Below are 16627 nucleotides of genomic sequence, written 5' to 3'. Positions count from 1 at the left end.
AACTTAACTTGATATATATATAATACATAAGATTTAGGTATATATCAAATAGGAAAATATAATTAATAAAAAAGAGTATTAAGTAATTTTACTTAATACTCTTTTTAAAGCTAATTTTTTATTAAATTTTCAACATACTTCATATCTATATTTTCTTCTAAAAGTTCACAAAGCTTATTATATTGGCTAAGTTTATATTCCTTATAATCTATTTCTTCGCTTTTTTCTAGATTCAAATCTTTTTTCAACTTATTTATAAGTTCTTCTCCAAAACTTCCATAGTCAAAAACTCCATGAATATAAGTACCAAAAACATTTCCTTCAGTATTTTTCATACCTAAAACATTTCCACATTTTTCTTTTAACCATATATTTTCTTCAACAGTAGGAATACTCTCGCCATTATGAATTTCATAACCAGTAAATATATTTCCTTCTAAGTCAAAGGCAGTAACTTGTTTTGTTGTTTTTTCTTTGTTAAATGAAGTTGTTATATCTAAAAGGCCTAAACCTTCTTCTTCTCTAATATCTCCTTCAACTCCAATTGAATCAATTATCCTCTCACCTAATATTTGATATCCTCCACATATACCTAATATTAACTTACCTTTATTTTTTTCATTTATTATAGCATCTTTAAAACCATTTTCCTTTAAATAAATTAAATCATCTATGGTATTTTTACTTCCTGGAATTATTATCATATTTGCTTTTTCTAAATCTTTAGGATTTTCAGCATACCTTATTCCTACATCCTTTATTCTTCCTAAAGCATTAAAGTCAGTAAAATTTGACATATGTGGCAACTTAACTATTGCTATGTCTATACTACTATTTTCATATTTTTTCAATTTAATAGAAGCACTATCTTCCTCTTCTATATCCAAATCAAAATAAGGCATAACTCCTAAAACAGGTATTTTTATTATTTCTTCAATCTGCTTCATGGCAGGTTTGAAAAATTCTTTTTTACCTCTAAATTTATTTATTATAACCCCTTTAACTCTTTTTCTTTCTTCTTCAGTTAAAAGCATTATAGTTCCAACAATAGAAGCAAAAACTCCTCCTCTATTTATATCAGCCACTAAAATAACATCAGCATCTACCATTTTAGCAGTATGCATATTTGCAATATCAGTTTCTCTTAAATTTATTTCAGCACAACTTCCTGAACCTTCTAAAATTATTAAGTCATAGTCCTTTGAAATATCAAAATAAGCTTCCTTTGCTTTCTCCTTAAGATACTTATTTAAATCCTTATATTTATAAGCATCCATAGTACAATAAACTTTTCCTCTAACTATTACTTGAGTTTTAAAACCTGCACTTGGTTTCATAAGAATAGGATTCATATATTCTTTAGGCTCAATTTCACAAGCTTCAGCTTGTACAACTTGAGCTCTTCCAATTTCATCCCCATCTCTCGTAACAAAGGAATTTAAAGAAATATTTAAAGCCTTATAGGGAGCAACACTATATCCTCTTTTTTTAAAATATCTACAAAAGGCTGCTGCAACAGTACTTTTTCCTACAGAAGATGCTGTTCCAAGAAGCATTATACTTTTATACTTCATAAAAACACCTACTTAATATCTAAAAATCCATGAGTTTCAGTTAATATATTATCTCCAGTTTCAAAGCTTATTTTTTCCTTAAATAAAGGACCGTCAAAAACAAAGGTATGATATTCTCCATTTTCACCACAAGCATCTGAACCTGCAGCTTTTAATCTTTCAACTACTTCTTTAGTTAAAACTTCTCCTAAGAACTCTTCTCCTAGAATACTTAATTTTACATTTTTAATTACAGTTTTAAATCCACTATCTATAAATTCATAAGTTAATTTTTCTCTATCTTCTTCCCAAAGTGGAAAAATAGCTTCAAGTCCAGCCTTCTCACATTTATCTTCACACCAAGTTCTGTGAGCCATTAAATCAATATCTCCAAAAACACAAGCTTCAGCACCTTTTTCTTCTTTTATTTTCTTTAAAGCTTCAATAAAAGTTTCACCATAATTTTCTTTTCCATTACTTGCAACTAAAACTAAAGGTATATCTAAAGATTTTGATACATCTTTTAATAATTTATCTGGTATTCCATGAAACCAACTTCTTAAAACCTTCTTATCTACAGTAACTAATAAAGCTACAGGAACATGTCCTTCCTTTATCATTCTATATAAAGATAATGTGCTATCCTTTCCACAACTATATGATACTACAAACTTCTTTTTCATTTGTTTACACCTACTTCCATCTTTCTAATGCTTCTAGCATGAATTTTCTTATGTCTATCTTATATACATCTTTAATCTTAGGACTATTTAATATGTCCTGTGCTTTTCCACTACTATAGATTTTGCCTTCTTTTATCAAAAGTGCATCTTCACTAAACATCTGAACTAAATTCAAATCATGCAAAACACCTATAACAGTTTTATTTTTCTCTTTTGTCCATTTATTTATATGACTTAAAATTTCTATTTGACATTTTAAGTCTAAATGATTTGTGGGCTCATCTAAAAGTAATATCTCTGGGTCTTGAGCAAAAACCCTAGCTAAATAAACCCTTTGAAGTTGCCCACCTGAAAGTTCATTTATTAATCTATCCTTTTCATTTAAAAGCCCAACACTTTCAATACATCTTAAAACTATATCTCTATCATGATTTGTAAGGCTAGCAAACATACCCTCCATATGAGCATATCTACCTAAAGAAACAGTTTCAAAAACAGTGTAAGAAAAATAAACTTCAGAATTTTGACTCATTAAAGCAACTTTCTTAGCTAAATCTTTTCTTTTTATATTCTTAATCTCTACACCATCTAACTTTATTTCTCCACTATACTCTATTAGGTTAGCTAAAGCTTTTAAGACTGTGGATTTTCCACAACCATTAGGTCCTATTATAGAGATATTTTCTCCTCTTTCTACGCTAAAGGATATATTATGAATTACTTCATTTCCATCATATCCACAACATAAATTTTTAACTTCTAACAAAAATATCACCTACTTCTTTTTCCAAAGTATAGATAAGCAAAAAATGGTGCTCCAATTAAAGCTGTAATTGCTCCAACAGGTAACTCAGAAGGGGCAATTAGTGTTCTTGAAACTAAGTCTGTTAAAACCATAAGCGTTCCCCCAAGGGCTATGCACATAGGAATTACAACTTTATGACTTGCTCCAAATACTTTTCTAACTATATGAGGAGTTATAAGGTCTATAAATCCTATAACACCACTTAAAGCAACAGCACTTCCTGTTAAAATTGCTACAGCTATAAGTAAAGACTTTTTAACCTTTTTAGTTTCAACTCCTATAGCCTTAGCACCTTCTTCTCCAAAACTTAGTATGTCCATTTCTTTTGTATATTTTACGGCCATAAAAATACCTATTATTAAAAAGGGAACTCCTGCAATTACATATGACCAACTTTTCATAGCAAAGGAACCCATTTGCCACATTGTAATAGCCTTTAAATCTTCACTACATAAGGATGTTACTGTAGTTAACACAGCGCTAGTAAAAAGTGATAAAACCATACCAGCTAATATTACTGTGTTATTTGAAAGCCCTTTATCTACCTTATTTGAAAAAATTATAACTGCAAAAACAGTTAAAACCCCACATAAAAATCCTATAACAGGCATTGCAAAGTTTCCTATAAAAGGAATTGAAATTCCAAGAACTATATATACTCCAACACCTAAAGAAGCACCTGAAGATACTCCTAAGGTATAAGGTGAGGCTAAAGGATTTTTTAATATTGATTGAATTATAGCTCCACTAACCGCAAGAGAAGCTCCAACTCCAAAAGCTAATAATACTCTTGGTAGTCTAATTACCCAAATAATTGCTACGTCCTCTGGTTTTATCCCTGCTCTAAGAGGAATATTTAAAATCTTATTTCCTACTATAGAGATAGTATCCCATATATTAATATCGGAACTTCCAAAGGAAGTTCCGATACATAATACTAATATAACTAATGGAATAGATAGTAATATTAGCAATTTTCTTTTTTTAGATTCCTGCATACTCTTCTGGATAAATATCCTTTGCCATTTGTTTTAATACAGTTACCACATTTTGACTTCCACGTGATGATGCATTATTATCTACTAAGAATATCTTATTATCCTTAACAGCAGTTATTGAATTCCAACCTGGACGTTTAGCAATTAATTCTGTAGCATTTTCAATATAACTTTCATTTGTTAATATAACATCTGGATTAGCTTTTATTACAGCTTCCTCACTTGGAGATATCCATCCTTTTTCATCCTTAAATATGTTTTCTGCACCTACTATATCTAATAAGTTATTTAAGAAAGTATCATTTCCAAAACTATAAAGTTTTGAGCCAGAGCCAATTTCAAAATAAACAGTTTTCTTGTCTTTTATTTTTTCGCCTATAGATTTTATTTTATCTACTTCGCTCTTCATAGAATCAACCATTTTCTTTCCTTCAGCTTCTGTTCCTGTTAACTTAGCTAAGAAATCAATATCTTCATATATTCCATCAATGCTTTCGCTAGTTGGAATATATACAACTGGTATTCCTGCTTCTTTTAAAGCCTTAAATGGATCTTCTTTTCCTGTTCTATTATGTCCTGAAGCTATTATTACATCTGGTTTAAGTGCTACTATAGCCTCTGCATCTGGATTTCTAAAGTCTATTTTAGGAATATCAGGATTTAATCCCTTAACATCAGCAGAATACGTATCAACAGCAACTATTTTATCAGCAAGACCTAAACCAACTAATATTTCAGTATTAGATGGAGCCGTTGAAACTATCCTTTCAATTTTTTTAGGTACTGTAAATTCAGTTCCCTCCATGTCTTTCATGGTTACTGTCTTGCTTCCACAGCCAGTAAAGATTAGTAATGCCATCATACTTATCATTAATAATGACAATACTTTTTTAAAGTTTTTCATACTATTCCTCCAATTTTACTTTATAGTTTTTTAAGCTTATGAAGGAAATTTCTTTAACCTATGAAACTTATATTATTTAATTTTTCCTAAGTCTCAACAAATCAAATATTTGTTCATAAAACTTAAAAACTAAAATATTTTTTTGAGGCTTAGATTACTACGTAGAAAATAAAAAAACATACCACTAAAGAAGGTATGTTAGGCATATTTAGGTACTACGCACCCTACTATCCTACCCTCAGAAGACAGTAGTACTTAAATAAAAGGCAGGTATCCCGACTTTGCTTCATCCTCCATCTCGTCTTCCCACAACAAGCTTGCAGTGACATATTGAGATTTTGTCTGCTTCACGGTTACTGAGGTAGTTGAAGACTTTAACTTCATTCCCTATTAAGCGAAAATCGCACCAATTATTAGTTAATCATTTTGATTATATTATTATATTTTATCCTTGTCAAACACTCTTTATAAGCTTTAATATTAAAATTTTTTAATATATAAATGATTTATATTTCAATCTGTGCAAGCGCTTCTAAAAGCCTTTTATTTTCCTCTCTAGTTCTAACAGCTACTCTATAAAAACTATCATCTAGTCCCTTATAGTTATTGCAACTTCTTATTATAATACCTCTCTTAATTAATTGTTCTCTTAAATTTATATTTTTATGCACCTTAAAAAATATAAAATTTACAGCCCCTTTAAAAGGAGTTATATATTTAATCTCTTTAAGACCCTTATATAAAAAATCATTTTCTTTCTTTACATAATTTACAGTTCTTTTTATATAACTTCTATCTTTTAAGGCTTCTCTTCCTGCATAATCTGCTAAGGTGTTTACACTCCAGGGAACCTCTACTTCCTTAATTTTGTCTAAAAAAACTTTATTAGAACATAATCCATATCCTAATCTTATTCCTGGAAAAGCAAAGAGCTTAGTTAAAGATTTAACAATAATTAGATTATTGAACTTATCTAATTCTTTAACAAGTGAATATTTAAAATTATCCTCAACAAAATCTAAAAAAGATTCATCAAAAACTACAGTAATATTAAATTTTCTAGCTTTCTCTAAAACCTTTAAGGAAAAATCTTTAGAAATTAAAGCACCTGTTGGATTGTTTGGATTACATAAAAATATAATATCTAAACCTTCTTTAATTTCACCTAAGAAGTCTTCATCTAATGAATACTTATCTTTTAAAAGATAATAATTCACTTTACAATTAATAGAATTTAATGCATCTTCATATTCTGAAAAAGTTGGTGCTATTATAAGAGCTTCCTTAGGTTTTATTCCTCTTACTATATTAAAAATAACCTCTGCTGCTCCATTTCCTAATACTATATTTTCTAAAGAAACTTCCTCAAAGTTAGAGATTTCACTTTTTAAATTATAGTAAGTTATATCTGGATATCTTTCTATGTGATTTATTCCTTTAATTATAGCTTCTTTTACTTTTTCAGCTATGCCTAAAGGATTTATATTAGCAGAAAAATCAATAATTTCTTCTTCCTTTAAATTATAAAGCCTTTTTATTTCCTCAACATTACCACCATGACCTAAATTCATATAATCACCTCTAAAATAAATCTAATAATAAGGGCTAAAACCATTCCTAAAAAAGAAACCATACTTAATATTTTATTAGTTTTATAAACATCTAAAATTTCTATCTTCTTTTTAAAATCTCCTATAGTTGGCTTTTTAACAAGTTTTCCAAAGTAATAATTTTCTCCTCCAAGTTTTATTCCTAATGCCCCAGCTACAGCAGCTTCTGGATGAGCACTATTAGGACTTGAATGGTTATATCTATCTCTTTTATATATTTTAAAGCTATCTTTCCAATTAAATCTTAAAATAAAAGATGAAATAATTATAAGATAGGCTGTTATTCTAGCTGGGATATAATTAAATAAATCATCTAACTTAGCTGAAAAAAATCCAAAATCTTTATATTTATCATTTTTATATCCAAACATTGAATCACAAGTATTTACTGCTTTATATAAAAAAGCTAAAGGTGCCCCACCAATTCCTGCAAAAAATAAAGGTGCTATAATACCATCTGACATATTTTCTGCTATAGTTTCAATTACTGCTCTAACTATAGCTTCTTCATCTAAGTTCTTAGTATCTCTGCCTACAATAAAAGATAATTGCTCCCTTGCCTTATTTATATCACCTCTTTTTAAAATCTTAATAACTTTAAGTCCTTCAACTTTAAGTCCCTTAGCAGAAATACAAAAATAAATAAGTATTCCTGATACTAACACTCCTAAAATAGGATTAATCTTATTTGCAATATGTACAATTCCTAAAGTAATTATAAAGGTTATAAAAACTATGAAAAGCCATGCAAAAAAACCTGCAACCTTAAGATTTTTTTTAAAAATTTTTCTAAAAATCTTCTCCATACTAGAAGCTAATTTTCCTATATACCTAATAGGATGGTAGGGATTATTAGGATCTCCTATTATCAAATCTAAAACATATCCTATTATAATCTTTATCATTTCTAAAACCTTTCTATTATTTCTAGTTTTAAGTTATCTAATATATCTTTTTCAAATTCTAAATTTGAAAAGTCCTTGTTTAAGTTATCCTTATTATATTCAACCTTTATTTTATATCCACATCCACATTTAGGTTGATAAGAATAAAAATCTAATTTACTTTTTTCAAAAAGCTCTAAAATACAAGCTATACTTCCTCCATGACAAAGAACTAAAGCTTCCTTTTCCTTTTCTTTATAAAGCTTTGAAATTAAATTTAAAAGTGCTTTTTTCATTCTTTTTTCAAAGTCTTTTCTTGATTCTCCTCTAGGACAAGAAACCTCTTTTTTATCATCTAAAATCCAATCTAAATAATCCTTATTATTTTTTAACATTTCATAAGACTTTAACTCAAAATCTCCAAAATTATATTCTGAAAAATCTTTCATAACTTCATAATCTTTATTTGGATATAAAATATTAAAGCTTTCATTAGCTCTTTTTTTACCACTTGTAAAGTTTATTTTGCACTGTGGTAAAATACTATTTTCTCTTTTATCTCTTAATTCTTTTTTTCCTTCTTCACTTAAAGGGATATCACTTACTCCACAATAAAGTTTATTTTCGTTGCAATAAGTCTTGCCATGCCTAATTAAATAAATTATCATTTTTATCATCCTTTAATTTTTGTTCCTATTCCAAAAAATATTCTATAAACTTCCTCACTTTCCTTAGAAAGAAACTGTAAAACTTTTCCTGTTTCTTCTCTCCATAATCGTTCCTCTTTTTTCAAAGGAACTATTCCCGAGGATATTTCATCACAAATTAATATTTTATCCTTTAATAAATCCTTGTTATCTACAAAAAAACTTAAGGATTTCTTTCCTTTTAATGAATTAAAATAAATAAATTTATCAATACCACTAATAACAGTTTTAGAAAAGTCTATATAATCTTCCTTGCAATAAAAAATATCCTTTTCCTCTATTCCTAAATTTTCTTTCACATATCTTAATTTCCCATTATAAGAACCACCAAAAAAAAGTTTCAAAAGCTTCTCCTCCTTAAATAATTCCTAAGACTAATATTCCTGTAAACTCCATAAGTACAAGAATATATCCAGCAACATCACCATTTATCCCACCTAATTCTTTTTTCACCTTTAAAAGTAGCATAAAGGCAACAAGTCCCATTAACAAAATAGAAATTAAATACTTTAAACCTAATGTAAAAAAGGCTACAATAGCAACTAATAAATAAATGCCTAATAAAATTATTTTATCTATACTTCCTGTTCCTTCCTTAAAAAATTTAGCTAAGGAGCTTTGTCCTATCATTTCTTGACTTACAATAAAATATCCATTTATTGCTCTTGAGGCTATAGGAATTAATATTAATATTTTCATATCTAAACTTTTATTTAATACTGAAACCATAGCTGCAAATTCTACTAAAAGTAATAAAACTACAGAAATAACTGAAAAGGCTCCAACTGTTGAATCTTTTAAAATTCTAAGCTTTGTCTCCTTATCTCTTCTTGATAAAAGTGCATCAGAAACATCCATAAAACCATCTAAATGTAAAAATCCAGTTAAAATATAGGGTACTGTTAAAATAAGAGCTGCCATAAGAATAACTTGAATATTTAATTTACTTAAAATAAAAAAGCTTAAATACCAAATAAGTCCAATAACTAATCCTATAAAAGGATAAAGTTTCATTATATGCTTTGCCGCTTTATCATCCCATTCATACTTAGGAAGAGGTATTATGGTAAACATACTTAAAGTCATATTTATCGCCTTATAAAATATTTTCACCCTCTAAAACCTCCTTTCCCTTATGAAATATTAAATTTCCAAAGGAAGCTTCTATAACTACATCTGCAAAGGAAACTAAACCACAATTTATTTTACCTAATTCTCTTTTAAAGGATTCAGTATAATAATCATATTTAATTCCGTCGCTAAACACATAATCTGATACTATTATCAAATTTAAAACACTATTTCCTAAAACTTTAAGTTCTTCTAAAATAGTCTTATGCACACTTTTATTAAAGTCTTTTCCAACAAACATATAGTTTGTAACTAAAGATGTTAAGCTATCTAACAATATAGTATCTCTTTTAGAAAACTTTAAAAATATTTCATTTAAATCTCTATGCTTTTCAATTGTTTTAAAATTATACTTTTCTCTACTTTTTAAATGATTTTCAATTCTTTCCAAATCCTCTAAATCATATGGTTTCATAGTTGCTAAATAATAAAGACTTCCTTTTTCCTTTTTTGAAAGATTACTGCTATAAAATTCAGCATAAGAAGATTTACTACTTTTAGCCCCTCCAATAATTAAAACTATCATAAATTAACTCCTTTAATATTAAAAGAATTATTAAACAATATAACATTCTTCATCTTTTACTTCTTCTAAATAACTATTATCAATATCTCCTTCTTCAAAGGTTGCCATATTATTAATCATTGCTACTGCAAAATCAATTACAGAAAAAGCTATAGGACATCCACTTCCTTCCCCTAATCTCATATTTAAATCTAACATAGGCTCTAACCCTAATTCTTTAATAGCTAAATCATATCCTATTTCTTGTGATTTATGAGATGTAAAACAAAAGTCTTTAACTAAAGGATTTAATCTATTAGCTAAAAGAGCTGCTACAACAGATATAAATCCATCTATTACTACAGGAATTCTATAAAAAGCTGCTCCTATAAATACTCCTGTCATAGCTCCAATATCATAGCCTCCAACCTTTGATATAATATCAATTGGGTCTTTAAAGTTTATATTATGTTTTTTAATAACCTCTTCTACAATTCTTTTTTTCTTTTCAAAGGATTTATTATTAATTCCACCACCCTTTCCTACTACATCCTTTGTTTCACAATTAATAAGAGCTTTTAAAACAGCTGCTGAAGTAGTGGTATTTCCAATTCCCATTTCACCTACTCCAAGTATTTTATATCCTTTTTCCTTAGCTATCTTTACAGCCTCTATTCCAATTTCTAAGGATTTTTTAGCTTCTTCATAGGTCATAGCTGGTTCTTTATAAATATTTTTAGTTCCCTTTGATATTTTTCTATTTAAAACACCAGTTATAATCTCCTCTGAATTAATTCCAACATCAAAAACCATTAAATCTGTTCCATTAACCTTTGAAAGTGTAGCAACACCTGTTGTACCCTTTATAAAATTTTTTGTTTGAAGTAAAGTTACACATTGAGGTGCTGATGCTACACCTTCTTCCTCAACTCCATTATCAGAAGACATTATAATTACACATTTTTTATCAATATCATTGAAAATATTTCCAGTTATTCCAGCTAACTTAATAGCTATATCTTCTAATTTTCCTAAACTTCCTAAAGGCTTAGCTAAAGAATCAACTCTTTTTTTAGCTTTAGTTAAAGCGTCCTCATCTAAAGCTTTTATATTTTTTAATGTCTCATTTAACATTACCTATTTCCATCCCTTCTTTTTTTGATATAATATTTTCATCAGAATATAAGGAGATTAAGATGATTAATAAAATGAAAAAGCATAAGATAACTAAACTAGGTGGACTTAATAATTCAAACTATTTATTAGAGAATGAAGATAACAAGTATGTCTTAAGAATACCTAGTAAAGATAATAAAAATAATTTTTTAGAGGAAAATTTTGTTTTAACTCTTGCTTCCTTAAACAAGTTATCCCCCCCTATTATATATCATAATAGAGATAATGGAATACTAATTAGTAAATTTTTAGAGAACTCAAAGGTAAATATGAGTACCTTTACATCTCTAGAATTTATCGAAAAATTAAGCTTTTCTTTAAAAAAATTACATAAACTTAATACAAATTACATCTTTGACCCCTTTTACCACATATTAAATAATTTTAACATTTTAAAGAAAAGAAACTACAAACTTCCTAAGGAAATAAATCTTCTTTTAGAGAAACTACTATATCTTAAAGAAGATTTAAATAAAGATAAAATAATAGGCTTATGTCATAATGACTTAAATTCCTCTAATGTACTTTATTACAAAAATAAGGTTTTCTTCATAGATTTTGAATTTTCTGCTATGGGAGATATATTTTTTGATTTAGCTACAATTTCTTGGATGTTAGAAAAAGAAAAAAGATACTTTCTATTAAAAAGTTACTTTGGTTATTATTCCTATGCTTTAAATGAAAGACTAGAAAAATATTTATTTGTGGTAAAACTTTGGAATGCCTCTTGGAGTCTTTTAAAATCCTTAGATTACAAATCAGATTATGATTATGAATTAGGTGGAAATATGATAATTGATGACCTTTTATCTACTTTATAATCTTTTAATTATCTTATAAATCCATAATTTATAAATAATAATTTCCCTTTATTGATTAAACATTTTTATTTAATCAATAAATATTTTGTTTACTATTTAAATTCTTATAAATAAAAAGGTATTACTAAATTTAGTAATACCTTTTCTATATTAATGACTACAACCATGATGATTGCAAGTATGTGTACTTGAAAATTCAACTAATTCTCCCTTTTGTAAAGCAGATATATTATCCTCTATATTTCCTTCTATAGCTTTATATACTTTAATTCCCATAGAATTTAACTTACTTATAGCACCTGCACCTATGCCACCAACAACTACAGCATCTACTACTTCACCTGATAAAGCTTTTATAGGTTGACACTTTCCATGTTCATGACCTAAATCACCATTTCCTACTGCTTTTAACTCTTTACTTTCTAAATCATATATAAGAAAATTTGGAGCTGTTCCAAAATGACCATAAGGAACACTTTTAACCCCTTCATTATTTTTTACTGGAAAACAAACTTTCATTTCTTTTTCCTCCTTCACTTTTTTTTCATTTAATAAGTTGTTATTTTTACATTTCATGTTACATCTTTTATATTTATTTTCTTTTATATTATTATCATCATTTACGATATAATCAATTAAGATGTTTATACTTTCTAAACTTTCTAAATTTAAATCATAAAGGATGTTATAACCTATTTTATAGCCAATAACAAGATTAGCTTCTTTTAAAATTTTTATCTGTTGTGAAATTGCTGATTCTGAAATACCAAGTTCTAGAGCTATTTTTTTTGCACATAAAGCTCTTTTGTTTATAAGATGTAGAATTTTTATTCTAGTCTCATCTCCTAAAGCTTTAAATATCTTTATTTTATCCTCCATAAATCACCTCAAATTTAATTAAGTATTTCCTTAATTAAATTTTACTACTTTAAAATAAATAATTCAAGCTTTAATTAAGTATTTCCTTAATTAGATTTTAAAGCAAAAAAATATATGTAGCTTATTTTAAGCTACATATATTTTTTATTTATACTATTTATTATTTGCTACCCACTCATCTAATTGTTTTTGCATTTCAGCTTTTATTTCATCTATTCCTGAAGCTTTTAATTTTTCATTTAATTGATTTAATCCTTCTACTGGGTCTACAGAACCTGTATATAAAGATCTTTCAAACTCTTGTAATACATTGTTAACTGCTGATATTTGAGTTGTAACTGGCTCTGTATTAAATTTAAATCCTAAGATTGATGAAGTTTTAGCATTTTTATTAAATTCTTCAAAAGCATCCCATTTATCTGCTGGGTCACTGTCTAAAACATAAGTATCAAATAAGTTTCCATAAGCCCAGCTAGTAACACTGTATGGTCCATTTGGATCTCTCTTAATTTGATTATCACTAACCTTTTCATAGTGAGTTCCTTCTAAACCAAACATTAACATATTTCTTAAAGTTGAATCAGTATTTATTAAGTTTATAAGCTCCATAGCTTTTTCAGGATGCTCAGAAGTTGCTGATATAGCTGTCATTGCTCCTGTTGTTGAGTTGTTTGTTACATATGAAGGAATTATTGATGAAGTAACAACTTCTCTTCCTAAAGCTTGTCCCCAACCATTTTCAGCATAAGGTTGTCCATCTGCTTTCCATACAAATCTCTTAACCTCATTTTTCATATTACTAACTGCTGCATCTTGATTTATATATCCTTTTTCATAGAACTCTCTTAATTTTACCATCATATTTTTCATTTCTTCAGTTTCATACATATTTTGAACTGTTAAAGTTTCATCATTAAAGAATACTCCTAATGGTCTCATTATTTCGTCAAATTCTAAAGGAATTGAATCTCCTTGAGTATAGAATGGAACAAAATCTGGCTCATTTTCTTTTATTACCTTTAACCATGGTTCTAAATCTTCTACTGAATGTATGTCTTGATATGGAATATCATACTTTTCTACAAGCTCCTTATCAAAAACCCACATAGGTGCTAGAGCTATTTCTTTTTGGTTTGGAACTCCATAAATCTTTCCATCAACTTCTGCACCCTTCCAAAGTCTTTCATCTATAACTTCCTTAAGGTCTGCCCCATTACTTTCTATAAGGTCATTTAATTCTAAGAAAGCACCTTTTCTTGCATTTTCTAAATATGGGAAGGCCCATGAACAAGTAAAGGCTAAATCATAAGGCTCTCCTGAGTTTGCAATTACATTCATTTTTTGGCTATAATCACCAAAGTCAATATGTTTTATATCTACAGTTACGTTTATCTTATCTTTGATATACTTATTAACCTCTTCTTCAACTAATTCTCCATCTGTTTGTGGTTTACCTATAACATACCAAACTAAATTTACTGGTTCTTCACTAGCTGCTCCTCCTTCTGCACTTTGCTCACCAGCTCCGCCACATCCTGCTAGTGCTAAGGATGTAGTCATTAAACCTCCTAAAATTAATGCTAATAATTTTTTACGTCTAAGCATTTTTTCTCCCCCTCATACTTCTCTTATACCAAACTAGAAACTTTAACCTTACAAGAAACGTTTACAAAGATATAATCTCAATCATAATCCCTTTTTTATTCATAAAAATAATTACCATTGTAAGAAATTTAAGTAAATTAAAGTTTCTATAGTTAATTTATACCATTTAAATAAAAAAGTCAAATTATAGAAAAATATATAAAAAATATAAAAAACGGCTTTATTACTAAGTTATAGCTTCTAATTTTAAAGATAATAATATATATATATTATGTTAATATTTTAAATATTTTAAAAACTTTAAAATATTTGTAATATTTATATGAAATAAATGTTTTTTATTTTTTATTTTGCTTACAAATAATAAAAAATCTTATTATTATTTATTTTTACTTAATAATAAAATTCTGTTAAGATTATAAAGTAAAATTTAAAATTTAAGGAGATGAAATTTATATGCAAAATTTTTCCTTAGCTTTAATAGTTGGTTTAGGTGGTTTTTTAGGAGCATTTTTTAGATATATAATTTCAAATTTTTTCTCAAAAATTTTTCAAGGAAACTTTCCTTATGGAACCTTAATAGTAAATATTATAGGAGCACTTTTAATAGGATTTATTATGGAATTTAGTTTAAATAGTAATTTACTCTCTCCTAATGCAAGACTTTTTCTCACAACAGGAGTTTTAGGAGGATTAACAACCTTTTCTACTTTTTCCTATGAAACTATAAAACTTTTAAATAACGGTAATATACTTCTTTCCCTTCAAAATATAGTTTTAAATCTAGGATGTAGCTTATTATTTGTTATTATAGGACAAAAATTTGCTAAGTTTTTCTTTTAAAATAAAAAAGCAGACTTTTTATTAGTCTGCTCCCTTTATTCTCCATTCATTTAATTGTTTTTCTAATTGAACCTTAACTTTATCAACTCCTGCATCTTTAAGTTTCTTTAAAAATTTCTCTAAATAATCTTCTATATCAATTACTCCTGTATAAAGACTTTTTGTAAATTCTTCTAAAACTAAATTAATATCATTTACCTCTTTCTTTACTAAAGTATTATCAAATCTAAAACCTAAAGCCTTAGAAGCTTTACATTCCTTATTTATTTTTTTAAACTCTTCCCATTTATTACTTGGCTCACCTTCTAAAGTATAAGTTATAAATAAATTTCCTAAAGTGTAATAATCAACCATATAATTTTTAGAGTCTTTTAATAACCTTATTTTATTATCTGAAATTTTTTCATAATGTACTCCCTCAATTCCATAATTCACAAGATTTCTTAAGTATTTGTCTGTATTTAAAAGATTTAAAAATTCCATTGCCTTTTTAGGATTTTTTGAATTTTTAGATATAGCAATCATAGAACCATTTAAGGAATCATTTGTAATATAACTATCTAAAATTGGATTAACCAAAACCTCTTCCCCATTTTTAACAGACCATATTTTCTCTGCATAAGGCTGACCATCTGCTTTAGTAACAAACTTCTTTGTAGAAAAATCTCCTGAATTTCCAATTTTCTTATTTGTGTAACCTAATTTATAGTATCTATTCATAGTCTTTAAATTTTTTAACATTTCTTCTGTTTTAAAGATATTTACTACATTAAAGTTGTTACTTTCTAAGTTAATGCCTAAGGCCTTGCTTAACTCATCCCAAATCATAGGTACAGAATAACTATCATCTATATAAAAAGGAATTACGTCTTTTTCCTTTTCTTTTATTAATTTTAACCATGGTTCTAAATCTTGTAATGTTTTTATCTCCTTATAAGGAATATTGTATTTATCTACATATTCTTTTGAAAAAACAAACATTGGAATAGTTGCTATCTCCTTTTGATTAGGTATAGCATATATTTCTCCTTCTATTTTAGCTCCCTCTAAAAACCTTTCATCAATGGCTTTATATAAATCTTTTCCATATTCATAAATTAAATCATTTAACTTTAAAAAATGTCCTTCTTTTGCATTAGGATAATAATCATTAGCCCAAGAGGATGTAAAAACAAGGTCAAACTCTTCCCCTTTATTAGTCTTATTTTCCATAACCTTAGTAAAATCTGCATATCCTACAAATCTAATATCAATTGTAGAATTTATAGAATTAATAAGATATTTATTAATTTCTTTCTCAACCATATCCATATGTGGAGGTTCTATTCCTATGGTATACCATATAAGTTCAGTTTTATTATTTACTAACTTATTAATATATCCTCCTTCTTTTAAAAAATTAAATATAATAAAAAAAATAATTACTATTACAATAATAATTATGAAAAGAGTTTTTTCTAATTTCCGCAAACATTAGACCTCCTTTTTACTGCTACAAATACATTATATTTCCTTTTAATAAC

General features: G+C 27.2%; 17 protein-coding genes and 1 riboswitch. Of the genes, 2 read left to right on the top strand and 15 right to left on the bottom strand.

Features of this window, described 5'->3' with window-relative positions; genetic code table 11:
* Positions 1 to 110 precede the first annotated feature (110 nt).
* The 12 genes from AC4FRL_RS01945 to cobT all read right to left on the bottom strand — a co-directional run bounded on the left by AC4FRL_RS01945 (position 111) and on the right by cobT (position 10914).
* The gene (locus tag AC4FRL_RS01945; protein ID WP_491138352.1) at positions 111 to 1574 is read right to left on the bottom strand and encodes a cobyric acid synthase; all 1464 of its coding nucleotides are present in this window, start codon (positions 1572 to 1574) and stop codon (positions 111 to 113) included.
* A gap of 8 nt (positions 1575 to 1582) precedes the next feature.
* Positions 1583 to 2236 carry a Dph6-related ATP pyrophosphatase gene (locus AC4FRL_RS01940; protein ID WP_491138350.1) on the bottom strand — a complete coding sequence of 218 codons (654 nt, stop codon included), beginning with the start codon at positions 2234 to 2236 and terminating at the stop codon, positions 1583 to 1585.
* Positions 2237 to 2246: 10 nt separating this feature from the next.
* The gene (locus AC4FRL_RS01935; protein ID WP_491138349.1) at positions 2247 to 3002 is read right to left on the bottom strand and encodes an ABC transporter ATP-binding protein; all 756 of its coding nucleotides are present in this window, start codon (positions 3000 to 3002) and stop codon (positions 2247 to 2249) included.
* A gap of 5 nt (positions 3003 to 3007) precedes the next feature.
* Positions 3008 to 4039, bottom strand: a complete 1032-nt coding sequence (locus AC4FRL_RS01930; RefSeq protein ID WP_491138347.1) for a FecCD family ABC transporter permease — start codon at positions 4037 to 4039, stop codon at positions 3008 to 3010.
* Positions 4026 to 4943 carry an ABC transporter substrate-binding protein gene (locus AC4FRL_RS01925; RefSeq protein WP_491138345.1) on the bottom strand — a complete coding sequence of 306 codons (918 nt, stop codon included), beginning with the start codon at positions 4941 to 4943 and terminating at the stop codon, positions 4026 to 4028. The genes AC4FRL_RS01930 and AC4FRL_RS01925 overlap by 14 nt, the downstream gene beginning before the upstream one ends.
* A 248-nt stretch (positions 4944 to 5191) precedes the next feature.
* Positions 5192 to 5369: riboswitch (cobalamin riboswitch) on the bottom strand.
* Between the two features lie 80 nt (positions 5370 to 5449).
* Positions 5450 to 6514, bottom strand: coding sequence for a threonine-phosphate decarboxylase CobD (gene cobD / locus AC4FRL_RS01920; RefSeq protein ID WP_491138344.1), 1065 nt, complete (start codon positions 6512 to 6514; stop codon positions 5450 to 5452).
* Positions 6511 to 7458 carry a cobalamin biosynthesis protein gene (locus tag AC4FRL_RS01915; RefSeq protein WP_491138343.1) on the bottom strand — a complete coding sequence of 316 codons (948 nt, stop codon included), beginning with the start codon at positions 7456 to 7458 and terminating at the stop codon, positions 6511 to 6513. The genes cobD and AC4FRL_RS01915 overlap by 4 nt, the downstream gene beginning before the upstream one ends.
* Before the next feature lie 2 nt (positions 7459 to 7460).
* Complete coding sequence (locus AC4FRL_RS01910; RefSeq protein ID WP_491138342.1) at positions 7461 to 8105, bottom strand: histidine phosphatase family protein; 645 nt, start codon at positions 8103 to 8105, stop codon at positions 7461 to 7463.
* A gap of 5 nt (positions 8106 to 8110) precedes the next feature.
* A complete protein-coding gene (locus AC4FRL_RS01905; RefSeq protein WP_491138341.1) occupies positions 8111 to 8488 on the bottom strand; it encodes a bifunctional adenosylcobinamide kinase/adenosylcobinamide-phosphate guanylyltransferase in 378 nt (125 codons plus the stop codon).
* Positions 8489 to 8501: 13 nt separating this feature from the next.
* On the bottom strand, positions 8502 to 9257 hold the full coding sequence (locus tag AC4FRL_RS01900) for an adenosylcobinamide-GDP ribazoletransferase (protein ID WP_491138340.1): 756 nt from the start codon (positions 9255 to 9257) through the stop codon (positions 8502 to 8504).
* Positions 9241 to 9801: a bifunctional adenosylcobinamide kinase/adenosylcobinamide-phosphate guanylyltransferase gene (locus AC4FRL_RS01895; RefSeq protein ID WP_491138339.1), complete on the bottom strand. Its 561-nt coding sequence runs from the start codon at positions 9799 to 9801 to the stop codon at positions 9241 to 9243. Before AC4FRL_RS01895 ends, AC4FRL_RS01900 begins: the two co-directional genes overlap by 17 nt.
* 30 nt (positions 9802 to 9831) lie before the next feature.
* Positions 9832 to 10914, bottom strand: coding sequence for a nicotinate-nucleotide--dimethylbenzimidazole phosphoribosyltransferase (gene cobT, locus AC4FRL_RS01890; RefSeq protein WP_491138337.1), 1083 nt, complete (start codon positions 10912 to 10914; stop codon positions 9832 to 9834).
* Between the two features lie 62 nt (positions 10915 to 10976).
* Between cobT and AC4FRL_RS01885 the strand changes: the two genes are divergently transcribed.
* The gene (locus AC4FRL_RS01885; protein ID WP_491138336.1) at positions 10977 to 11777 is read left to right on the top strand and encodes a phosphotransferase; all 801 of its coding nucleotides are present in this window, start codon (positions 10977 to 10979) and stop codon (positions 11775 to 11777) included.
* Between the two features lie 150 nt (positions 11778 to 11927).
* Here AC4FRL_RS01885 and AC4FRL_RS01880 read toward each other — a convergent pair whose 3' ends face one another.
* Positions 11928 to 12656, bottom strand: coding sequence for a metalloregulator ArsR/SmtB family transcription factor (locus AC4FRL_RS01880; protein ID WP_491138335.1), 729 nt, complete (start codon positions 12654 to 12656; stop codon positions 11928 to 11930).
* A 153-nt stretch (positions 12657 to 12809) separates the two neighbouring features.
* Positions 12810 to 14261, bottom strand: coding sequence for an ABC transporter substrate-binding protein (locus AC4FRL_RS01875; protein ID WP_491138334.1), 1452 nt, complete (start codon positions 14259 to 14261; stop codon positions 12810 to 12812).
* 456 nt (positions 14262 to 14717) lie between these two features.
* On the opposite strand from AC4FRL_RS01875, the gene crcB reads away from it, so the two are divergent.
* Entirely contained in the window at positions 14718 to 15104 is a 387-nt protein-coding gene (gene crcB, locus AC4FRL_RS01870) for a fluoride efflux transporter CrcB (protein ID WP_491138333.1), read from the top strand.
* Positions 15105 to 15125: 21 nt separating this feature from the next.
* Here crcB and AC4FRL_RS01865 read toward each other — a convergent pair whose 3' ends face one another.
* Entirely contained in the window at positions 15126 to 16574 is a 1449-nt protein-coding gene (locus AC4FRL_RS01865) for an ABC transporter substrate-binding protein (protein WP_491138331.1), read from the bottom strand.
* Positions 16575 to 16627: the final 53 nt, after the last annotated feature.

The organism is Clostridium sp. TJA032 (assembly GCF_058310275.1).
This window is presented reverse-complemented; position numbering and strand designations above follow the sequence as displayed.